11 protein-coding genes are annotated in these 17019 nt (G+C 68.0%); 8 read left to right on the top strand and 3 right to left on the bottom strand.

The window, feature by feature from the left end; translation table 11 throughout:
* Nucleotides 1-51 precede the first annotated feature (51 nt).
* A complete protein-coding gene (locus MHN80_RS19385; RefSeq protein ID WP_239403066.1) occupies nt 52-1101 on the bottom strand; it encodes an alpha/beta hydrolase fold domain-containing protein in 1050 nt (349 codons plus the stop codon).
* 516 nt (nt 1102-1617) lie between these two features.
* On the opposite strand from MHN80_RS19385, the gene gltB reads away from it, so the two are divergent.
* The 4 genes from gltB (at nt 1618) to MHN80_RS19365 (ending at nt 9568) form a co-directional block, all read left to right on the top strand.
* Nucleotides 1618-6201: a glutamate synthase large subunit gene (gene gltB / locus MHN80_RS19380; protein WP_064569922.1), complete on the top strand. Its 4584-nt coding sequence runs from the start codon at nt 1618-1620 to the stop codon at nt 6199-6201.
* On the top strand, nt 6194-7648 hold the full coding sequence (locus MHN80_RS19375) for a glutamate synthase subunit beta (RefSeq protein ID WP_004021447.1): 1455 nt from the start codon (nt 6194-6196) through the stop codon (nt 7646-7648). Before gltB ends, MHN80_RS19375 begins: the two co-directional genes overlap by 8 nt.
* Before the next feature lie 233 nt (nt 7649-7881).
* Nucleotides 7882-8769: a cutinase family protein gene (locus MHN80_RS19370; protein WP_239403065.1), complete on the top strand. Its 888-nt coding sequence runs from the start codon at nt 7882-7884 to the stop codon at nt 8767-8769.
* Between the two features lie 127 nt (nt 8770-8896).
* Nucleotides 8897-9568: a DedA family protein gene (locus tag MHN80_RS19365; protein ID WP_004021445.1), complete on the top strand. Its 672-nt coding sequence runs from the start codon at nt 8897-8899 to the stop codon at nt 9566-9568.
* A gap of 471 nt (nt 9569-10039) precedes the next feature.
* Here MHN80_RS19365 and MHN80_RS19360 read toward each other — a convergent pair whose 3' ends face one another.
* Nucleotides 10040-10285 (bottom strand): RNA-binding S4 domain-containing protein, encoded by a 246-nt coding sequence (locus MHN80_RS19360; RefSeq protein WP_004021444.1) that lies wholly within the window; start codon nt 10283-10285, stop codon nt 10040-10042.
* A gap of 134 nt (nt 10286-10419) precedes the next feature.
* Here MHN80_RS19360 and lysX point away from each other — a divergent pair, with 134 nt between their 5' ends.
* Complete coding sequence (gene lysX, locus MHN80_RS19355; RefSeq protein ID WP_239403064.1) at nt 10420-13833, top strand: bifunctional lysylphosphatidylglycerol synthetase/lysine--tRNA ligase LysX; 3414 nt, start codon at nt 10420-10422, stop codon at nt 13831-13833.
* Nucleotides 13834-13965: 132 nt separating this feature from the next.
* Here lysX and MHN80_RS19350 read toward each other — a convergent pair whose 3' ends face one another.
* Nucleotides 13966-14451: an MBL fold metallo-hydrolase gene (locus tag MHN80_RS19350; protein WP_239403063.1), complete on the bottom strand. Its 486-nt coding sequence runs from the start codon at nt 14449-14451 to the stop codon at nt 13966-13968.
* A gap of 418 nt (nt 14452-14869) precedes the next feature.
* Between MHN80_RS19350 and sigK the strand changes: the two genes are divergently transcribed.
* From sigK to rraA, 3 genes are all read left to right on the top strand, one after another.
* Nucleotides 14870-15484 (top strand): ECF RNA polymerase sigma factor SigK, encoded by a 615-nt coding sequence (gene sigK, locus MHN80_RS19345; RefSeq protein ID WP_064569920.1) that lies wholly within the window; start codon nt 14870-14872, stop codon nt 15482-15484.
* Between the two features lie 68 nt (nt 15485-15552).
* Nucleotides 15553-16461 (top strand): alpha/beta fold hydrolase, encoded by a 909-nt coding sequence (locus tag MHN80_RS19340; RefSeq protein WP_101821804.1) that lies wholly within the window; start codon nt 15553-15555, stop codon nt 16459-16461.
* Between the two features lie 34 nt (nt 16462-16495).
* Entirely contained in the window at nt 16496-16987 is a 492-nt protein-coding gene (gene rraA / locus MHN80_RS19335; RefSeq protein ID WP_064569919.1) for a ribonuclease E activity regulator RraA, read from the top strand.
* The last annotated feature ends 32 nt before the right edge of the window (nt 16988-17019 follow it).

Genomic DNA, 17019 nt, shown 5'->3' with positions numbered 1-17019 from the left:
CGTCCGCGCGTGGTGGGTTTGCGGAAAAGGGGTGGGTGTGCGGGTGCGGGGCTACTGACGGTCCGGGGCCGTCACCTCGATGAACCGGGCCGCGATGTCGATGGCCGAACGCGCTTCGGCCGACAAACGGGGGATCAGTTGGAAGACGTGGCCCTGATCCGGCCATGCCTGGATCACCGAAACCCCGCCGGCGCCGGTGATCTCGTCGTGCGTGGCGCGGGCGTCGGCCCCCATCACCTCGCGTGCGCCGTACTGGATCAGGGTCTTGGGCAGGGCCATGTCCGGGGTGAGCCGAACCCGCATCCGGGGATGATCGGGCGCCGCGGTCCGGGTGTAGAGCCGCAGGATCTTCCGGGCGGGCACCGCGTCGATGATCGGATCGCGGACTCCGGTCCGTTGATTGCGCACGGCCAGTTCGAAAGTGGGGTCGTAGAGCGGTGAGAACAGCACCATCGAACCCGGCTGCGGGGTGCCCGTCGCGTGGTTGACGGCGAGCAGGTCGAGCGCGAGGTGGCCACCGGCGGAGTCGCCCGCGATCACGATGTCCTCGGCGCGGTACCCCTGAGACAGCAGCCAGCGATAGCCGCGGATGGTGTCGTTGCCCGCACACGGCCAGGCGTGTTCCGGGGCGAGTCGGTAGTCCAGGCTGAACGCCGGCAGACCGGTCCGGTTGCCGAGTCGTCCGACGAGGCCCCGGTGCGTCCGCGGCGAACACACGACATACCCGCTTCCGTGCAGGTAGTAGATGAGCCGAGAGCCGGGAGACGGGGCGCTCGCGTGCCGGCCGGTCACCCATTCGCCGCGGACCTGGCCGCCGCGGAAGCTCTCGCGCACGATCTCCACCCGGGTGTTGGCCGGAGGCGGGTTGAGGCGCTCGATCGTCCGATTGAGGGCCGGGCGGGTCCGCTGGATCATCTGCGCCGTCACCCGTGGATGACTGACCCCGGCCGCCGCCATCATCGGCCAGGTGACGCGGGCCAGGTAGGCGTTGACCGCGCGGGAGCGCCGCGAACCGTGTGGATCGACGCCGAGGCGGCCGAACGGATGCTCGACGAGGACCGGGTCTGCGACGGGTTCGCCCGCGGGCACAGTGACACTCATCACCTGACGGTAGATGCCCGACGCCATCCGGGTGGGTGATCGTCCAGGGTGAGATCGGGCCGCAATCCGACCGCGACCGACGACGGCGTCGCAACCGACATCGACGGCTTCGCGGAGAGTCATGCGGGGGAGTCCTCGAAACGCCCGATTCCCGTCTGACGTGCACCTGCGGTGCCATTGTGGTAGCCGGATTTCTTGACTCGGCCCTTCGCGTGGAAAAATGGCTCACAATGCTCATACGGCTGCCCGGGGGCGCTCTGGCGTGCTGCGCGCGGTAGCTGCGATGAGCAGGGTGGTTCGGGTCCCGACGATGCGGCCCGAAGGGACCGTCAGCAACGGCGCTGACCGGGACTCACCGCCGCTGTGATCGTCGGCTCTGCCCAGGTCAGCCCCGATGCGGGTGGATGACGACGACGCCGGGGACATCGTGGTCCGCGGTCCGACACGGCCGGGTGTGGCCCCAGACATTGACGACGGGTAGTGCGTGCACCCCTCGTGCGCAAAGTGAGGCGAACTATGAAGCAGGCTCCGGGACCGGTGGGTCTCTACGACCCACGCAACGAGCACGACTCGTGCGGCGTGGCGTTCGTCGTGGACATGCATGGGCGGCGCAGTCGCAACATCGTCGACAAGGCGATCATGGCGCTGGTGAATCTCGAGCACCGCGGCGCCGCGGGCGCCGAGCCGAACACCGGTGACGGTGCCGGGATCATGATCCAGGTCCCGGACCGCTTCCTGCGGGAGACCGTGGACTTCGAGCTGCCCGCCGAGGGCAGCTACGCGACCGGTATCGCCTTCCTGCCCCAGGGCTCGGAGGACGCGCGCCTCGCCTGTGAGGGCGTGGAGAAGGTCATCGAGGCCGAGGGCCTGACCCTGCTCGGATGGCGCGAGGTGCCCACCAACGAGAGCTCGCTCGGAGCGCTCGCCCGCGATGCCATGCCGACCTTCCGCCAGGTGTTCGTCGGCGGCGCAGAGGGCATGGAGCTCGAGCGTCGCGCCTACGTCGTGCGCAAGCGCGTGCAGTACGAACTCGGCAACAAGGGTGCAGGCGCCGACGGCCCGGGCCGCGAGACCGTGTACTTCCCCAGCCTGTCCGGACGCACCTTCGTCTACAAGGGCATGCTGACGACCCCGCAGCTGCGGGAGTTCTACGTCGACCTGCAGGACTCGCGCGTCGAGAGCTCGCTCGGTCTGGTGCATTCGCGCTTCTCCACCAACACGTTCCCGTCGTGGCCGCTGGCGCATCCGTTCCGCCGCGTCGCCCACAACGGCGAGATCAACACCGTCACCGGCAACGAGAACTGGATGCGGGCCCGCGAGGCGCTCATCGACACCGAGGCCTTCGGGGCCGACGCGGCGTCGAAGATCTTCCCGATCTGCACCCCCGGTGCGTCGGACACCGCCCGGTTCGACGAGGTGCTCGAGCTGCTCCACCTCGGTGGACGGACCCTCCCGCACGCCGTGCTCATGATGATCCCGGAGGCGTGGGAGCGGCACGAGTCGATGAAGCCCGAGCACCGGGACTTCTACCGCTACCACTCCGCGCTGATGGAGCCCTGGGACGGACCGGCGTCGGTCTGCTTCACCGACGGCACCGTCGTGGGCGCCGTGCTCGACCGAAACGGTCTGCGCCCCAGCCGTATCTGGGTCACCAAGGACGGCCTCGTGGTGATGGCCTCCGAGGTCGGCGTGCTCGACATCGACCACTCCGACGTCGTGCAGAAGATGCGTCTGCAGCCGGGCCGCATGTTCCTCGTGGACACCGCGGCCGGCCGGATCGTCGACGACGAGGAGATCAAGGACGAGCTCGCCGCCGAGCATCCCTACGGGGAGTGGCTCGAGCAGGGACTGGTCCCGGTCGACGACATCGAGGCACCGCCGCACCAGCACATGCCGCATGACCGAGTCGCGCTGCGGCAGCAGGTCTTCGGTTACACCCGTGAAGAACTCGACCTCCTGGTCGCGCCGATGGCCAAGACCGGTGCCGAGGCACTCGGCTCGATGGGCACCGACACCCCGATCGCGGTGCTCTCCAAGCGCCCGCGCATGCTGTTCGACTACTTCCAGCAGCTGTTCGCCCAGGTGACCAACCCGCCGCTCGACGCGATCCGCGAGGAGATCGTCACCAGCGTCGGCGGCACCATCGGCACCGAGGCCGACCTGCTGAATCCCGGCCCCGAGTCGTGCCGGCAGATCGAGCTGACGTCGCCGGTTCTCGACAACGACACTCTCGCCAAGCTGGTGGAGATCAACACCAACGACGCGCTGCCCGGTTTCCGCAGCGTCCACATCCACGGCCTCTACCCGGTGGCCGAGGGCGGTGCCGGACTGCGCACGGCGCTCGACGAGGTGCGTGCCAAGGTCAGTGCCGCGATCGACGACGGCGCGAACCTGGTGATCCTGTCCGACCGCGAGTCCGACGAGACCTACGCACCGATCCCGTCGCTGCTCCTCACCGCCGCGGTGCACCACCATCTCGTGCGCGAGCGCAAGCGGACCCAGGCCGGCCTGATCGTCGAGTCCGGCGACTGCCGCGAGGTCCACCATGTCGCCGCGCTCGTCGGCTTCGGTGCTGCAGCGGTGAACCCGTACATGGCCTTCGAGTCGATCGAGGACATGATCGAGCGCGGTGTGCTCGGCAACCTCGACCTGGCCACGGCGCAGAAGAACTACATCAAGGCCGCCGGCAAGGGTGTGCTCAAGGTGATGAGCAAGATGGGCATCTCGACCCTCGCCTCCTACACCGGCGCACAGCTCTTCCAGGTGATCGGTCTGTCGCAGGAGACGGTCGACGAGTTCTTCACCGGCCTCAACAGCCAGCTCGACGGCATCGGCCTCGACGAGATCGCCGCCGACGTCGCGGTGCGGCACGCGCTGGCGTTCTCCGATCGTCCCTCTGAGCGCGCGCACCGCGAGCTCGAGGTGGGCGGCGAGTACCAGTGGCGTCGTGAGGGCGAATACCACCTGTTCAACCCGGACACGGTGTTCAAGCTCCAGCACTCCACGCGCACCGGCCAGTACAAGGTGTTCAAGGAGTACACCAAGCTGGTCGACGACCAGTCCCGCCAGATGGCCTCGCTGCGTGGCCTGTTCGACTTCAACTTCGGTGATCGCGACCCGATCCCGATCGAGAAGGTCGAGCCGGCGAGCGAGATCGTCAAGCGCTTCTCGACCGGCGCGATGAGCTTCGGCTCGATCTCCGCCGAGGCCCACGAGACCCTGGCCATCGCCATGAACCGTCTCGGCGGCCGGTCCAATTCGGGTGAGGGCGGCGAGGATCCGCGTCGCTTCCACCACGACGAGAACGGCGACTGGCGGCGCAGCGCGATCAAGCAGGTCGCGTCGGGACGCTTCGGCGTCACCTCGCACTATCTGTCGAACTGCACCGACATCCAGATCAAGATGGCGCAGGGCGCCAAGCCCGGTGAGGGCGGCCAGCTCCCGCCGCACAAGGTGTACCCGTGGGTCGCCGAGGTCCGCGGTTCGACGCCCGGCGTCGGGCTGATCTCGCCGCCGCCGCACCACGACATCTACTCGATCGAGGATCTCGCTCAGCTGATCCACGACCTGAAGAACGCCAACCCCAAGGCGCGCATCCACGTGAAGCTCGTCAGCGAGGTCGGCGTGGGCACCGTCGCGGCGGGCGTGTCGAAGGCACACGCGGACGTGGTCCTCATCTCCGGTCACGACGGTGGCACCGGTGCCACCCCGCTGACCTCGATGAAGCACGCCGGGGCGCCCTGGGAGATCGGCCTCGCCGAGACCCAGCAGACCCTGCTGCTCAACGGATTGCGCGACCGCATCGTGGTGCAGGTCGACGGCCAGCTCAAGACCGGCCGGGACGTCGTCGTCGCCGCCCTGCTCGGTGGCGAGGAGTTCGGCTTCGCGACCGCACCGCTGGTGGTCTCCGGCTGCATCATGATGCGCGTCTGCCACCTGGACACCTGCCCCGTGGGCGTGGCGACCCAGAACCCGCTCCTGCGTGAGCGTTTCGCGGGCAAGCCGGAGTTCGTCGAGAACTTCTTCCTGTTCATCGCCGAAGAGGTCCGGGAACTCCTGGCGCGCCTCGGCTTCCGCACCCTGCAGGAAGCCGTCGGTCACGTCGAGGCCCTGGACACCACCAAGGCGCTGGCGCACTGGAAGTCCGAGAAGGCCGGCAAGCTCGACCTGTCGTCGATCCTGACGATGCCGGAATCGCCCTTCATGAACCAGGATCTGTACTGCTCGGGCGTGCAGGACCATGCACTGGACAAGGCGCTCGATCAGCAGCTGATCGCACAGAGTCGTGAGGCGATCGACCACGGGACCCGGGTGTCCTTCACCTCGAAGATCACCAACGTGAACCGCACCGTCGGCACGATGCTGGGCCACGAGGTCACCAAGGCCTATGGCGCACAGGGTCTCCCCGACGGGACGATCATCGTCGACTTCACCGGTTCGGCGGGCAACAGCTTCGGCGCCTTCGTGCCGAAGGGTGTCACGCTGCGCCTCGAGGGTGACGCCAACGACTTCGTCGGCAAGGGATTGTCGGGCGGTCGTCTGGTGGTCCGTCCGGCACGCAATGCGCCGGCCGACTTCGTCGCCGAGCACAACATCATCGCCGGCAACGTGATCGGGTTCGGTGCCACCGCGGGCAAGATCTTCCTGCGCGGCATCGTGGGTGAACGCTTCTGCGTCCGCAACTCGGGTGTCACGGCGGTCGTCGAGGGCGTGGGTGACCACGGTTGCGAGTACATGACCGGCGGGCGCGTCGTCGTCCTCGGTGAGACCGGCCGCAACTTCGCGGCGGGCATGTCCGGCGGTATGGCCTTCGTCTACGACCCCGAGGGCAAGCTGGCCGACAACCTCAACACCGAGCTCGTCGACCTCGAGCCGCTCGTCGACGAGGACATCGAGTTCCTCGCCGCGATCATCGACGAACACCGTGCCGAGACCGATTCCCCGGTTGCCGCCGCACTTCTCGGCGACTGGGACACCGCCCAGACCAAGTTCGCCAAGGTCATGCCGCGCGATTTCAAGCGTGTGTTGCTGGCCATCTCCGACGCGGAGAAGTCCGGGCGAGACGTGAACGAAGCGATCATGGAGGCCGCACGTGGCTGACCCCAGAGGATTCCTCAAGCACCCCGAGCGGGAGCTGCCCGACCGCCGTCCGGTGGAACTGCGTCTGCTGGACTGGAAAGAGGTCTACACCGACTTCGACAAGGGCCACCTGAAGACGCAGGCGAGCCGCTGCATGGACTGCGGTATCCCGTTCTGCCACAACGGCTGCCCGCTGGGGAACCTGATCCCCGAGTGGAACGACCTGGTCTACAAGGACCAGTGGCGCGACGGTATCGAGCGTCTGCACGCGACGAACAACTTCCCGGAGTTCACCGGCCGTCTGTGCCCGGCTCCGTGCGAGGCGTCGTGCGTGTTGGGGATCAACCAGCCGCCGGTCACCATCAAGCAGGTCGAGGTCGAGATCATCGACAACGCCTTCGACAACGGCTGGGTCACCCCGGTCCTGCCGTCGGAGAAGACCGGCAAGTCGGTGGCCGTCGTGGGCTCCGGCCCCGCGGGACTGGCTGCGGCGCAGCAGCTCACGCGTGCCGGGCACGACGTGACCCTGTTCGAGCGGGCCGATCGCATCGGTGGTCTGCTCCGCTACGGAATCCCCGAGTTCAAGATGGAGAAGCGCCACATCGACCGCCGTCTGGCGCAGATGGAGGCCGAGGGCACCGTCTTCCGCACCGGCGTCAACGTGGGCGTCGACGTCACGGTCGAGCAGCTCCGCGCCGACTTCGACGCGGTGATCCTGGCCAACGGTTCGACCATCGGCCGTGACCTGCCGATCCCCGGGCGTGAGCTCGACGGCATCCATCAGGCGATGGAGTTCCTGCCGCAGGCCAACCGGGTGCAGCTCGGCGACGACGTCGAGGGCCAGATCTCGGCGAAGGGCAAGAAGGTCATCATCATCGGTGGTGGCGACACCGGTGCCGACTGCCTCGGCACCTCGCTGCGCCAGGGCGCCGAGATCGTCCACCAGTTCGAGATCATGCCGAAGCCGCCGATCGAGCGTGCCGAGTCGACCCCGTGGCCGACCTACCCGCTGATGTACCGCGTGTCGTCGGCTCACGAAGAGGGCGGCGAGCGCGTCTTCTCGGTCAACACCGAGCAGTTCACCGGCGAGGACGGCAAGGTCACCGGGCTCAAGGCGCACGAGGTTCAGATGCGCGACGGTCGCTTCGAGAAGGTCGAGGGTTCGGACTTCGAACTCGAGGCCGATCTGGTGCTGCTCGCCATGGGCTTCGTCGGTCCCGAGCGCGAGGATCTCCTCGACAAGATGGGCGTCGAATACGATCCCCGCGGGAACGTGAAGCGCGACAACAGCTTCGCTGCTGTCGGACAGCCGGGTGTCTTCGTTGCCGGCGACGCCGGCCGCGGGCAGTCGCTCATCGTGTGGGCAATCGCCGAGGGCCGGTCGGCCGCCGCGGCCGCCGACAAGTTCCTCACCGGGGCGTCGGACCTGCCGGCACCGATCGTGCCCACGCAGGTCGCGCAGCGCTGATCGCGCGGTCGCACAGAACCCCACCGAACTCCCGCTCACCCGCTGAGGGTGGGCGGGAGTTCTGCGTGTAGGAGACAGGCGTGTCGGGTAGGTGTCTCCCGGCCCTGCGACCGGGGCGGGGTCAGCGTTCCTCGGGTGTTCCGCGGGCCGCAACGCATCGGCGGGTCGCCGGTCCTACACTCGCCTCATCGCTGTCGGCCGGCCCTCACCGGCCAGTACGAAGGGAACGGACCATGCGTCGGATCGTCGCGACCGTGTGCGCGCTGCTGTGTGCCGTCTTGGCCGGAGGTGGCCCCGCCCTTCCGAAAGCCGACGCCGCGCCGCGCGGGTGCCCGGAGATCTATGTGCTCGCCGTGCCCGGCACCTGGTCCAACGGTGCCAATCCGGGCCTGCTCGCCGAGGTCACCGCCGGACTCGGACCGGAGACCCGTGTGCAGTACGTCGGATACGACGCCACGGCGTTCCCCTGGGAGAAGGCGATCTACGGGAAGTCGAAGGCACAGGCCGTGGCGAACACCACCGGACTGGCCCTGCAGATGCTGCGCCGATGCCCCGGCACCCGGATCGCGTTGGTGGGTTACAGCCAGGGCGCCGACGCCGCCGGCGACCTCGCCTCCGAGATCGGCACCGGACGCGCAGCCATCAAGCCGGGTCAGGTGGCCGGCGTCGTGCTGATCGCCGACCCGCGCCGGTCCAAGCGCGACAACCTGGTCGGCCCGCCGCTACGCGGCGAAGGCAGCGGCGGACCGCGCCTCGACAGCATGGGTTGGGTACTGCCGAGGGCGTTCACGATCTGCGAACCCACCGACGTCTACTGCAACGTGCCCCGCGACTACTACGTGACTCGGATCGTCGGTTACCTCGCGGAGACCAGTGACCCGACGCCGAGCCAGATCGGCCAGTACCAGGCGGAGGCGGGGGCGATCCTCGCCGAACTGCTCACCCTCGGTGGTCCCGGGGAGATCGTGCAGGAACTCGGCGACGAGCGGGCCCGCGAACAGATCAGGACGTTCAACCGCTTCCTGCAGTCCGGATCCCACGGCACCTATCGCGACTTCGAGGTCCGTCCCGGGGTGACGGCGGTGCAGTGGGCCAATCGCTTCCTCGCCGGCCTCGCGTGAGGGATGCCGGTCGGCTGACCTGTGCCGAAACCGGATGAATCGGACGCCCGGCTAGAGTGGCGGCCGAGGCGGTCACCGATGCCGGAGACCAGCCACCCGCCCGCCCTCGGACAGACGGACTCAATCCTTGTCAACGCAGCTCGCCGCCGTACTCGCCCAGACCGACCCGTCCCAGGGTCACAGCGGTTTCATCGGCTGGATCCTCGACCTGATGGACACGCTCGGGGAGCTGGGCGTCGGGGTGGCGATCCTGCTCGAGACCTTCCTGCCGCCCATCCCGTCCGAAGCGGTCCTTCCCGGCGCCGGGTTCCTCGCCTACGAGGGCCGCATGAACGTCTGGCTCGCCTGGGCGGCCGCGACCGTCGGTTCGCTCGTCGGCGCCTGGCTCTGGTACTGGATCGGTGCCGCTCTGGGGCGCGATCGCACCCGACGTCTCGTCGGACGGCTCCCGCTGTTGGACTACGACGACTTCGACAAGGCGGAGGAGTACTTCGTCCGCTGGGGCGGTTTGGCGGTTCTGCTCGGGCGGTGCGTGCCGCTCGTGCGATCGTTCGTCTCGATACCCGCCGGCATCGAGAAGATGCCGTTCTGGCGCTTCACCGCCTATACGACGCTGGGTTCGGGGGTGTGGAACGCGCTGTGGATCGGGATCGGTTTCGGGTTCGGCCCGGCCATCGCTCCGGCGCTGGAACGCTGGAGCGGCGTGCTGTCGAACATCGTGATCGTCGTACTGGTCCTCATGATCGCCTGGTTCGTCGTGAAGCGGATCCGCCGCCGACGCGTGAGCTCCGCGGGATGAGAAGGGCGTCGGGAACGCCTCCCGGTGCCGGCCCCGATGAGGCCACGGACGACGCCTGGGTCATTCATGCAGGTGAGGGGCGCGTCGCTCCCCGCGCGGTAACGCTTCGCGTGCGACGATCGATCTAGCCGTCGTGTGCGGCACTCGCCACTCCGAGACCCGGACGAGCGAGATCCACACGTGTCGGTGGTCGGGGGGACGTGGCGAAAGCCACGCGAAAGTCCGGCGACATGATCCGGATCAGCCGCTACAGTAGAACAAAGTTTGAGTCCGTTGTAACGAATGTGAAGTATCAGGAAGTGATTGGTCATGAAGTTGGCTGACACCTTTCATGCACCCCGCCGGGGCTCCCTGCTGAACTCGCTCACCGGTGGGCGACTCGGGGGCCGCCCCTCCACGCCGGTGTTCCCCGCTGAAGCGGAACGCCTCATCACCCCCGCCGAACTCAGACGGTTCGGCGTTCGGACCTAGTCAGGGGGCGGGCTGCTCGTCGCTCTCCGAGGCGACTCGTACGCTCATCCCGCCGACGGACACCACGTCGCCGATCGCCAGCTGCCGGCCCCGCCGGGTCTCCACCTCGTCGTTGACGGTGACCAGGCCGTCGGCGATCACCTCCTTGGCCTCGGCCCCGGACTCGATCAGGTTCGCGAGCTTGAGGAACTGGCCGAGGCGGATGGACTCGTCGCGGATCGTCACGTCGTACACGGCTTCGATCATGCCGGTACCGGGCGTGCGCGGCCACCCCGGTCGGAGCTGCGACGACATGCGCCGAGGCGAGACGATCTGAGCCGGACATGGCCGATCCGCGTGGAGTGCCGGGACAGATCCCCGTTCCCGACTACCGTTTACGCATGGCCACCGACACCCCCCTCGCGCCGGTCGACCCCGAGAACCCCGACGAGCACCACATCGGTACCTCGCGCGCACCCACCGCGGCCGATCGTCGTTCCCTGGCGCTCCTCGACAAGATCAGGCGCCCCACGGGGTTCGGGACCCGCGCACCGCACGTCGCGGGCACCGTCGTCGGTGTCCTCGCCGCTATCGCGTTGCTGTCCAGTCTCTTTCCCGCGATCCGGCATCTGATACACGACCCGCGACGCTACGTCGACGACTACATCATCACCCTGCCCGACACCAGTTTCGCCTGGGCGTTCGTCCTCGCGCTCCTCGCGGTCGCCCTGTCGGCGCGCAAGCGGATCGCCTGGTGGATCAGCGTCGTCTATCTCGTGCTGTTCATGACGGCCAACGTTCTGTATCTGATACCGGCACTCGAAGACGACCTCGGAGTCACGGCATGGGACCGCACCAACATCTACCTCGGCCTGTTCATCGACGCCCTCGCGTTGATGTTCCTGCTCTCCACCCATCGCCAGTTCTATACGCGGGTCCGCAAGGGGGCGATCCCCGCGGCGTTCGGCACCCTCATCGCCGGACTGGTCATCGCGACGCTGCTGGGCTGGGCGCTGGTATGGGCGTTCCCGCACACGCTGACCCGGGGCGACCGGTTGCCCTACGCGTTCAACCGGGTTGTCGCCTTCGGTGCCATCGACCAGGACGCGTCGTTCGACGGCCGGCACACGCACCTCTTCGTCAACGGGTTGCTCGGGTTGTTCGGTGCGCTGGCGCTGATCGCGGCGGCGATCGTGCTGTTCCGGTCGCAGCGGCTGCGCTGGCTGATCACCGCCGAGGACGAAGCACTCATCCGCGCACTGATCGCGCGGTTCAACGACGACGACTCGCTGGCGTACTTCTCGACCCGGCGCGACAAGGCCGTGGTGTTCTCACCCGACGGCCGCGCGGCCATCACCTACCGCGTCGAGGTCGGCGTCGGACTCGCCGGCGGTGACCCGATCGGCGACCCGGAGTCGTGGCCCGACGCCATCGCCGAATTCCTCACGCTCTGCGAGAAGTACGGGTGGCATCCGGCGTCGATGGGGTCGAGCCCGCGCGGGGCGGCCGCCTTCGACGCCGCCGGCTTCGTCTCGCTCAACATCGGCGACGAGGCCATCCTGCACACGCGCGAGTTCAGCCTCAGCGGGTCGGCGATGAAGGCGGTGCGCCAGGCCGTGACCCGCACCCGCCGTGCCGGGGTCGGCGTCCGCATCCGACGGCACAACGAGATCGGCGACACCGAGATGGCGCAGATCGTCGCGCGCGCCGACGACTGGCGCGACACCGACGAGGAACGCGGCTTCGCGATGGCGCTCTCGCGCATCGGTGACCCCGCGGACGGCGACTGCCTGCTGGTCGAGGCCGTGCTGGACGAAGGCGAACCCGGCGAACGGGTCGTCGGCATGCTGTCGTTCGTTCCGTGGGGGCGTCGTGGCGTCTCACTCGACCTGATGCGTCGTGACCGGCACGGACCGAATGGTGTCGTGGAGACGATGGTCGCCGAATTGTGCCGTAACTCAGAGCAGTTGGGCATCACCGAGGTGTCGCTCAACTTCGCCGCGTTCCGCGCGTTCTTCGAACAGGGACCCCAGATCGGTGCCGGACCGGTGATGCGGATGGGCTATTCGGTGCTGATGTTCGGCTCGCGGTTCTTCCAGATGGAGTCGCTGTACAAGTCGAACGCGAAATACCTGCCGGACTGGCAGTCGCGCTACCTGTGCTTCGAGGACAGTCGGATTCTGCCCCGGGTGGGCCTGGCCGCCATCGTGACCGAGGGTTTCATCACGTTGCCCCGGTTCGGCCGGGCCAAGCACTACACGCAGGGGCCGCCGTCGATCCCGACCGGTGTCGACGCCCCCGCCCTCATCGCCGAGCTCGAAGCCGAGACGGCCACCCCCGAGGGTGCGGTCGTCCATCGACCGGAACAGGTCCGTGTCCGGCTCGAGAAGATGGACCGGCTCGTCGAGCGGGGTTTCGATCCGTACCCGCCGGCAGATCAGCCCACCCACACGATCGCGCAGGCCAAGGCCGAGCCCGAGGGAACGGTCGTCACCGTCGCCGGCCGCGTGACGCGGCTCCGCGACTTCGGCAAGGTCGTGTTCGCCGACGTCCACGACTGGTCCGGCGAGGTCCAGGTGCTGGTCGAGGACTCTCGGGTGATCCCGGGAACCCCCGATTTCGGCACAGACGTCGACCTCGGCGACCTCATCCAGGCGCGTGGCGTCGTGGGCACCAGCCGCAAGGGTGAACTGTCGATCCTGATCGACGCCTGGCGGATCAACGGCAAGTGCCTGCGTCCGCTACCCGACAAATGGGCCGGCCTCACCGATCCGGAAGCGCGTGTCCGCCAGCGCTATGTCGACCTGGCGATCAACGAGCAGACGCGAGCATCGCTCGCCACCCGCAGCCTCGTCGTGAAGTCGTTGCGCGACTTCCTCTCCGCGCGTGGCTACCTGGAGGTGGAGACGCCGATCCTGCAACAGATCCACGGCGGCGCCAACGCGACCCCGTTCCAGACGCACATCAACGCCTACAACCTCGACCTGTATCTGCGCATCGCTCCGGAGCTCTACCTCAAGAGACTCTGCGTCGGTGGCGTCGAGAAGGTCTTCGAGATCGGCCGCAACTTCCGTAACGAGGGCGTGGACTTCAGTCACAACCCGGAGTTCACGAGCCTGGAAGCGTATGAGGCGCACAGTGATTACCTCAAGATGCTCGACCTCACCCGCGAGATGATCCAGCACGCGGCGACGGCGGCCTACGGGGAGCCGGTGATCGTGCGCACCGACGCCGACGGAAACGAAGAACGCGTGGACATCTCGGGGGAGTGGCCGGTCAAGACCGTCCACCAGGTGGTGTCGGAAGGTGCGGAGCAGGAGATCACGCCGGAGACCTCCGTCGAGGAGTTGCGCGCGGTGTGCGATCGCCTCGAGATCAACCACCGGCCGGATTGGGATGCGGGGCAGATCGTGTTGGAGCTCTACGAGCATCTCGGCGAGGACCGGACCACGTTCCCGACCTTCTACACCGATTTCCCGACGTCGACATCGCCGCTCACGCGCGCACACCGGAGCAAGCCGGGCGTCGCGGAGCGATGGGACCTCGTCGCCTGGGGCGTCGAACTCGGCACGGCCTACACCGAACTCACCGACCCGGTCGAACAGCGCAAACGTCTCACCGAACAGTCGATCCTGGCGGCCGACGGGGACCCCGAGGCCATGGAGCTCGACGAGGACTTCCTGCAGGCGCTCGAATACGCGATGCCGCCCACTGGTGGTCTCGGCGTCGGCGTCGACCGGGTGGTCATGCTCATCACCGGGCAATCCATCCGCGAGTCGCTGGCGTTCCCGCTCGCGAAGCCGCAGGACGCCTGAGTCGACCGCGTCAACCGCAGAGGCCGTCGACGGCGTCGTGGTCGTGCGTCGGGATCACTCGCAGCGCGTGACGGGCCAGGTGGAGAGCGCCCCTCGGACACCGCCGACCGGTGGATCGGTGCCGGTCAGCACTCACTCGCGTTCCACCCGGTGCAGCCGCACCGGCAGGTCGGTCAGGTCGTGCAGCCCGCACACGTGATCCCAGTGAGCGTGTGTCGGCAGGGCGAAGTCGGGGGTCCGGCGCAACGGCCGCAGCTCGAGACCCTCGGCCGTGCTGATCGTCGAGCGAGGCGGGGTGATCAACGGACGCAGGACAGTCGGGAGCTCGGGTAGCACCCGGAGATGAGCGTCCCGGCAGAAGCCCGGATCGACCAGAAACGTCGCCTCGGGGTGTTCGACCACGAAGGTCGTCATCGCGGAGGGCAGGCGACGGAAGGTCAGGGCTCCCTCGACGAGTCCGGCGGCCGGCACCCGACGCGCGACCTGAGGCAGAGCGCGCACGCGCACCGTGGTCATCGCCTCGGGAAGTCCGGCGTCCACGATCGCGCTGATGAGCCGCTGGTCGGGTGATCGTGGCCGGATGGCGCCACGTACGGCGAGCGCGCTCGTGCGGAGCATCTCGGTCGGTGTCGGACCCGGTTGGCGAAAGGTGGCCGCCGCGTAGTACTACCCCGACGGCCAGGTGCGCGCGCCGATTCCGGGCATGTGGTTGTCACATGTAGTTCACCGGGGGGAGGTTTTGGGTAGCACTCCGCCGTCGTTGAATGGTCCTGGCTCTCCGAAGGGCTGCTGTCGTCTCAACGGGCTACAACAGATCACAATGTGTAACGACGGGCTAGGGTCGAACGACCTACTTCACGACCCCCGCCGTCTGACGAGAGGTGCCCCGGATGATCCTCCAAGAGCCCGTACAGCAGGACCCTCGGGCGGGCCGTCGTTGACATGCACCCGGGTCAAATTCCGTTCACGGCGACGGTTCTCGCGGAGCCTCTGAGTCGGCACGTGCCTCGACCTCGAGCCGGCAGCAGCTGAACCCGTGGCGCCGAGGGAGAGCGACGCGACCGCGGATGCGGATCATGGGGGCGGGGGCGAATCGCAGGTGCTCAGCGACCTGCTGGCTCTGGTGGCCGACGGGGATCGCGCGGCGTTCACACGCTTCTACGATCTGACCAGTTCCCGGATCTACGGCCTGGCCGTCCGGGTGGTCCGTGATCGGCACTACGCCGAAGAGGTGGTCCAGGAGGCCTACCTGCAGTACTGGCAACAGGCCGTCGACTACGAACCCGCACGTGGGTCGGTGATCACCTGGATGATGACCATCGCGCACCGTCGCGCCGTCGACCGGGTCCGCACCGAGAACATGCAGACCGAGAGAATGTCGGAGTACGGGGTCAGGAGCGTGGAACCCGAAGCGACGCAAAATCTTCCGTTGGAGGCCGTGGTCCGCACGGCGGAGGTGAACGCGGTGCGCACCTGCCTCGGACACCTCACCGATCTGCAGCGCGGAAGCCTCGAGATGTCGTACTTCGGGGGACTCTCGTACCCGGAGGTGGCCGCACGCATGGACACGCCCCTGCCCACCACGAAGTCTCGGATCAGGGACGGCCTGCGAAAGCTGCGCACCTGCCTGGACTCTCATGAGGACGGCTGATCACACCGCACTGAGCCCGGTCGCGTCGTCCGACGACGCCGTCCGGCTCACCCGGGCACACTGAACGCGTGCACGAGACGACACGCGACGACGGTTTGAGGTCACCCGGTGAGTTCGTGACGGTCGGGGAGCATCGTCTCCATGTGCTCGACGAGGGTTCGGGTCCGCCGCTGTTGCTCATGGCGGCGCTCGGGAGCAACTGGTTCGATCTCGATCCGCTGGTCGCGCGACTCTCCTCGTCGTGGCGGGTCCTGCGGTACGACCGTCCGGGCTACGGATTGTCCGATCCCATCGGCCGGGGCCACCATCCGTCGCTGCTCGGCGAGGTGGAGCGGATGGCCGCCGTGCTCGACGCGCGTGGCGTCGACGAACCGGTTGTCGTCGTGGGTCATTCGCTGGCGTCGTTGTACGTGGAGGCGTTCGCTCGGCGGTATCCGGAGCGGACCGCTGGCGTGGTCGTGCTCGACGGGTCGTTCGTGTTGTTGCCGTGGCGGATCGTCCCGCTGTCGTTCCGTGTCGGCAACGCGCATCGGCTGGTCGGCGCGGCGCGCGCGGTGACCAGTCGCGTCGGCATTCGCCGCTGGCCGAGTTTCCAGGTGTGGAGCCGTGTGGTGCCGGCTCCCCCCGAGGGTCGCGGAGAGCAGCAGCAGCGGTGGAGCACCCACGTCTTCGGGCAGCCGCCCTATCTGCTCGCCCTGCTCGTCGAGAACGCCGCGTTCGGGTCGATGAACCAGACGTTGCGCAGTCTGCGCCGGTCCGCGCCGATGCCCGGTGTCCCCACGATCGTCGTCGTGGCGTCGTCGAGGCTGCCCGGATGGCGTCACTTCTGGGAGTGGAAGCAGCGGCGATACGCCGAGGTGCTCGACGCCGGTGAGATCGCCGTTCTGCCGCGGGCGAGACATTTCCTCGTCTCCGAACGGCCCGACGACGTCGCCGAGATCATCGATGGCGTCCGATCGCTCCCTACCCGCGAGTAACCAGCTACTTGCGGTTACACCTAAACTGTTCGGCATGAGCGAGCTCACCTTCACCCCGACGGCCGATCTCGTCGACGAGATCGGTGCCGATGTCCGCAGCTGTGACACCCAGTTCACCCAGTTCGGCGGCAACCGGGAGTTCGTCGGACGGGTGTCGACGGTCCGATGCTTCCAGGACAACGCCCTGCTGAAGTCGGTCCTCGGTGAGTCCAACCCCGGCGGGGTGCTCGTCGTCGACGGCGATGCGTCGGTCCACACCGCGCTGGTGGGAGACCTGATCGCCGAACTCGGCCGGTCCAACGGCTGGGTCGGGATCATCGTCAACGGCGCCATCCGCGACGCCAAGACCATCGGTGGGATGGAGATCGGGGTCAAGGCCCTGGGCACCAACCCGCGCAAGTCGACCAAGACCGGCGCCGGTGAGCGCGACGTCCCGCTGACCATCGGCGGCGAGACGTTCACCCCCGGCGACGTCGTCTACTCCGACGACGACGGCATCGTGCTCGTCGCGGCGGAGCCACGGTAGAGGCCCAGCAAGCCCCCGGTCGCCGAGACCGA

The organism is Gordonia sp. McavH-238-E (assembly GCF_022348225.1).
In the GTDB taxonomy this organism is placed as follows: Bacteria; Actinomycetota; Actinomycetes; order Mycobacteriales; family Mycobacteriaceae; genus Gordonia; species Gordonia terrae.
The sequence above is the reverse complement of the archived record's forward strand: the minus strand, read 5'-3'. Positions and strand labels throughout refer to the sequence as shown.

Coding starts and splice junctions, on each gene's coding strand:
- lysX (WP_239403064.1), top strand. CDS start 10,420: ATGGCCACCGACACCCCCCTCGCGCCGGTCGACCCCGAGAACCCCGAC.
- MHN80_RS19360 (WP_004021444.1), bottom strand. CDS start 10,285: ATGATCGAAGCCGTGTACGACGTGACGATCCGCGACGAGTCCATCCGC.
- MHN80_RS19350 (WP_239403063.1), bottom strand. CDS start 14,451: ATGCTCCGCACGAGCGCGCTCGCCGTACGTGGCGCCATCCGGCCACGA.
- gltB (WP_064569922.1), top strand. CDS start 1,618: ATGAAGCAGGCTCCGGGACCGGTGGGTCTCTACGACCCACGCAACGAG.
- rraA (WP_064569919.1), top strand. CDS start 16,496: ATGAGCGAGCTCACCTTCACCCCGACGGCCGATCTCGTCGACGAGATC.
- MHN80_RS19385 (WP_239403066.1), bottom strand. CDS start 1,101: ATGAGTGTCACTGTGCCCGCGGGCGAACCCGTCGCAGACCCGGTCCTC.
- MHN80_RS19370 (WP_239403065.1), top strand. CDS start 7,882: ATGCGTCGGATCGTCGCGACCGTGTGCGCGCTGCTGTGTGCCGTCTTG.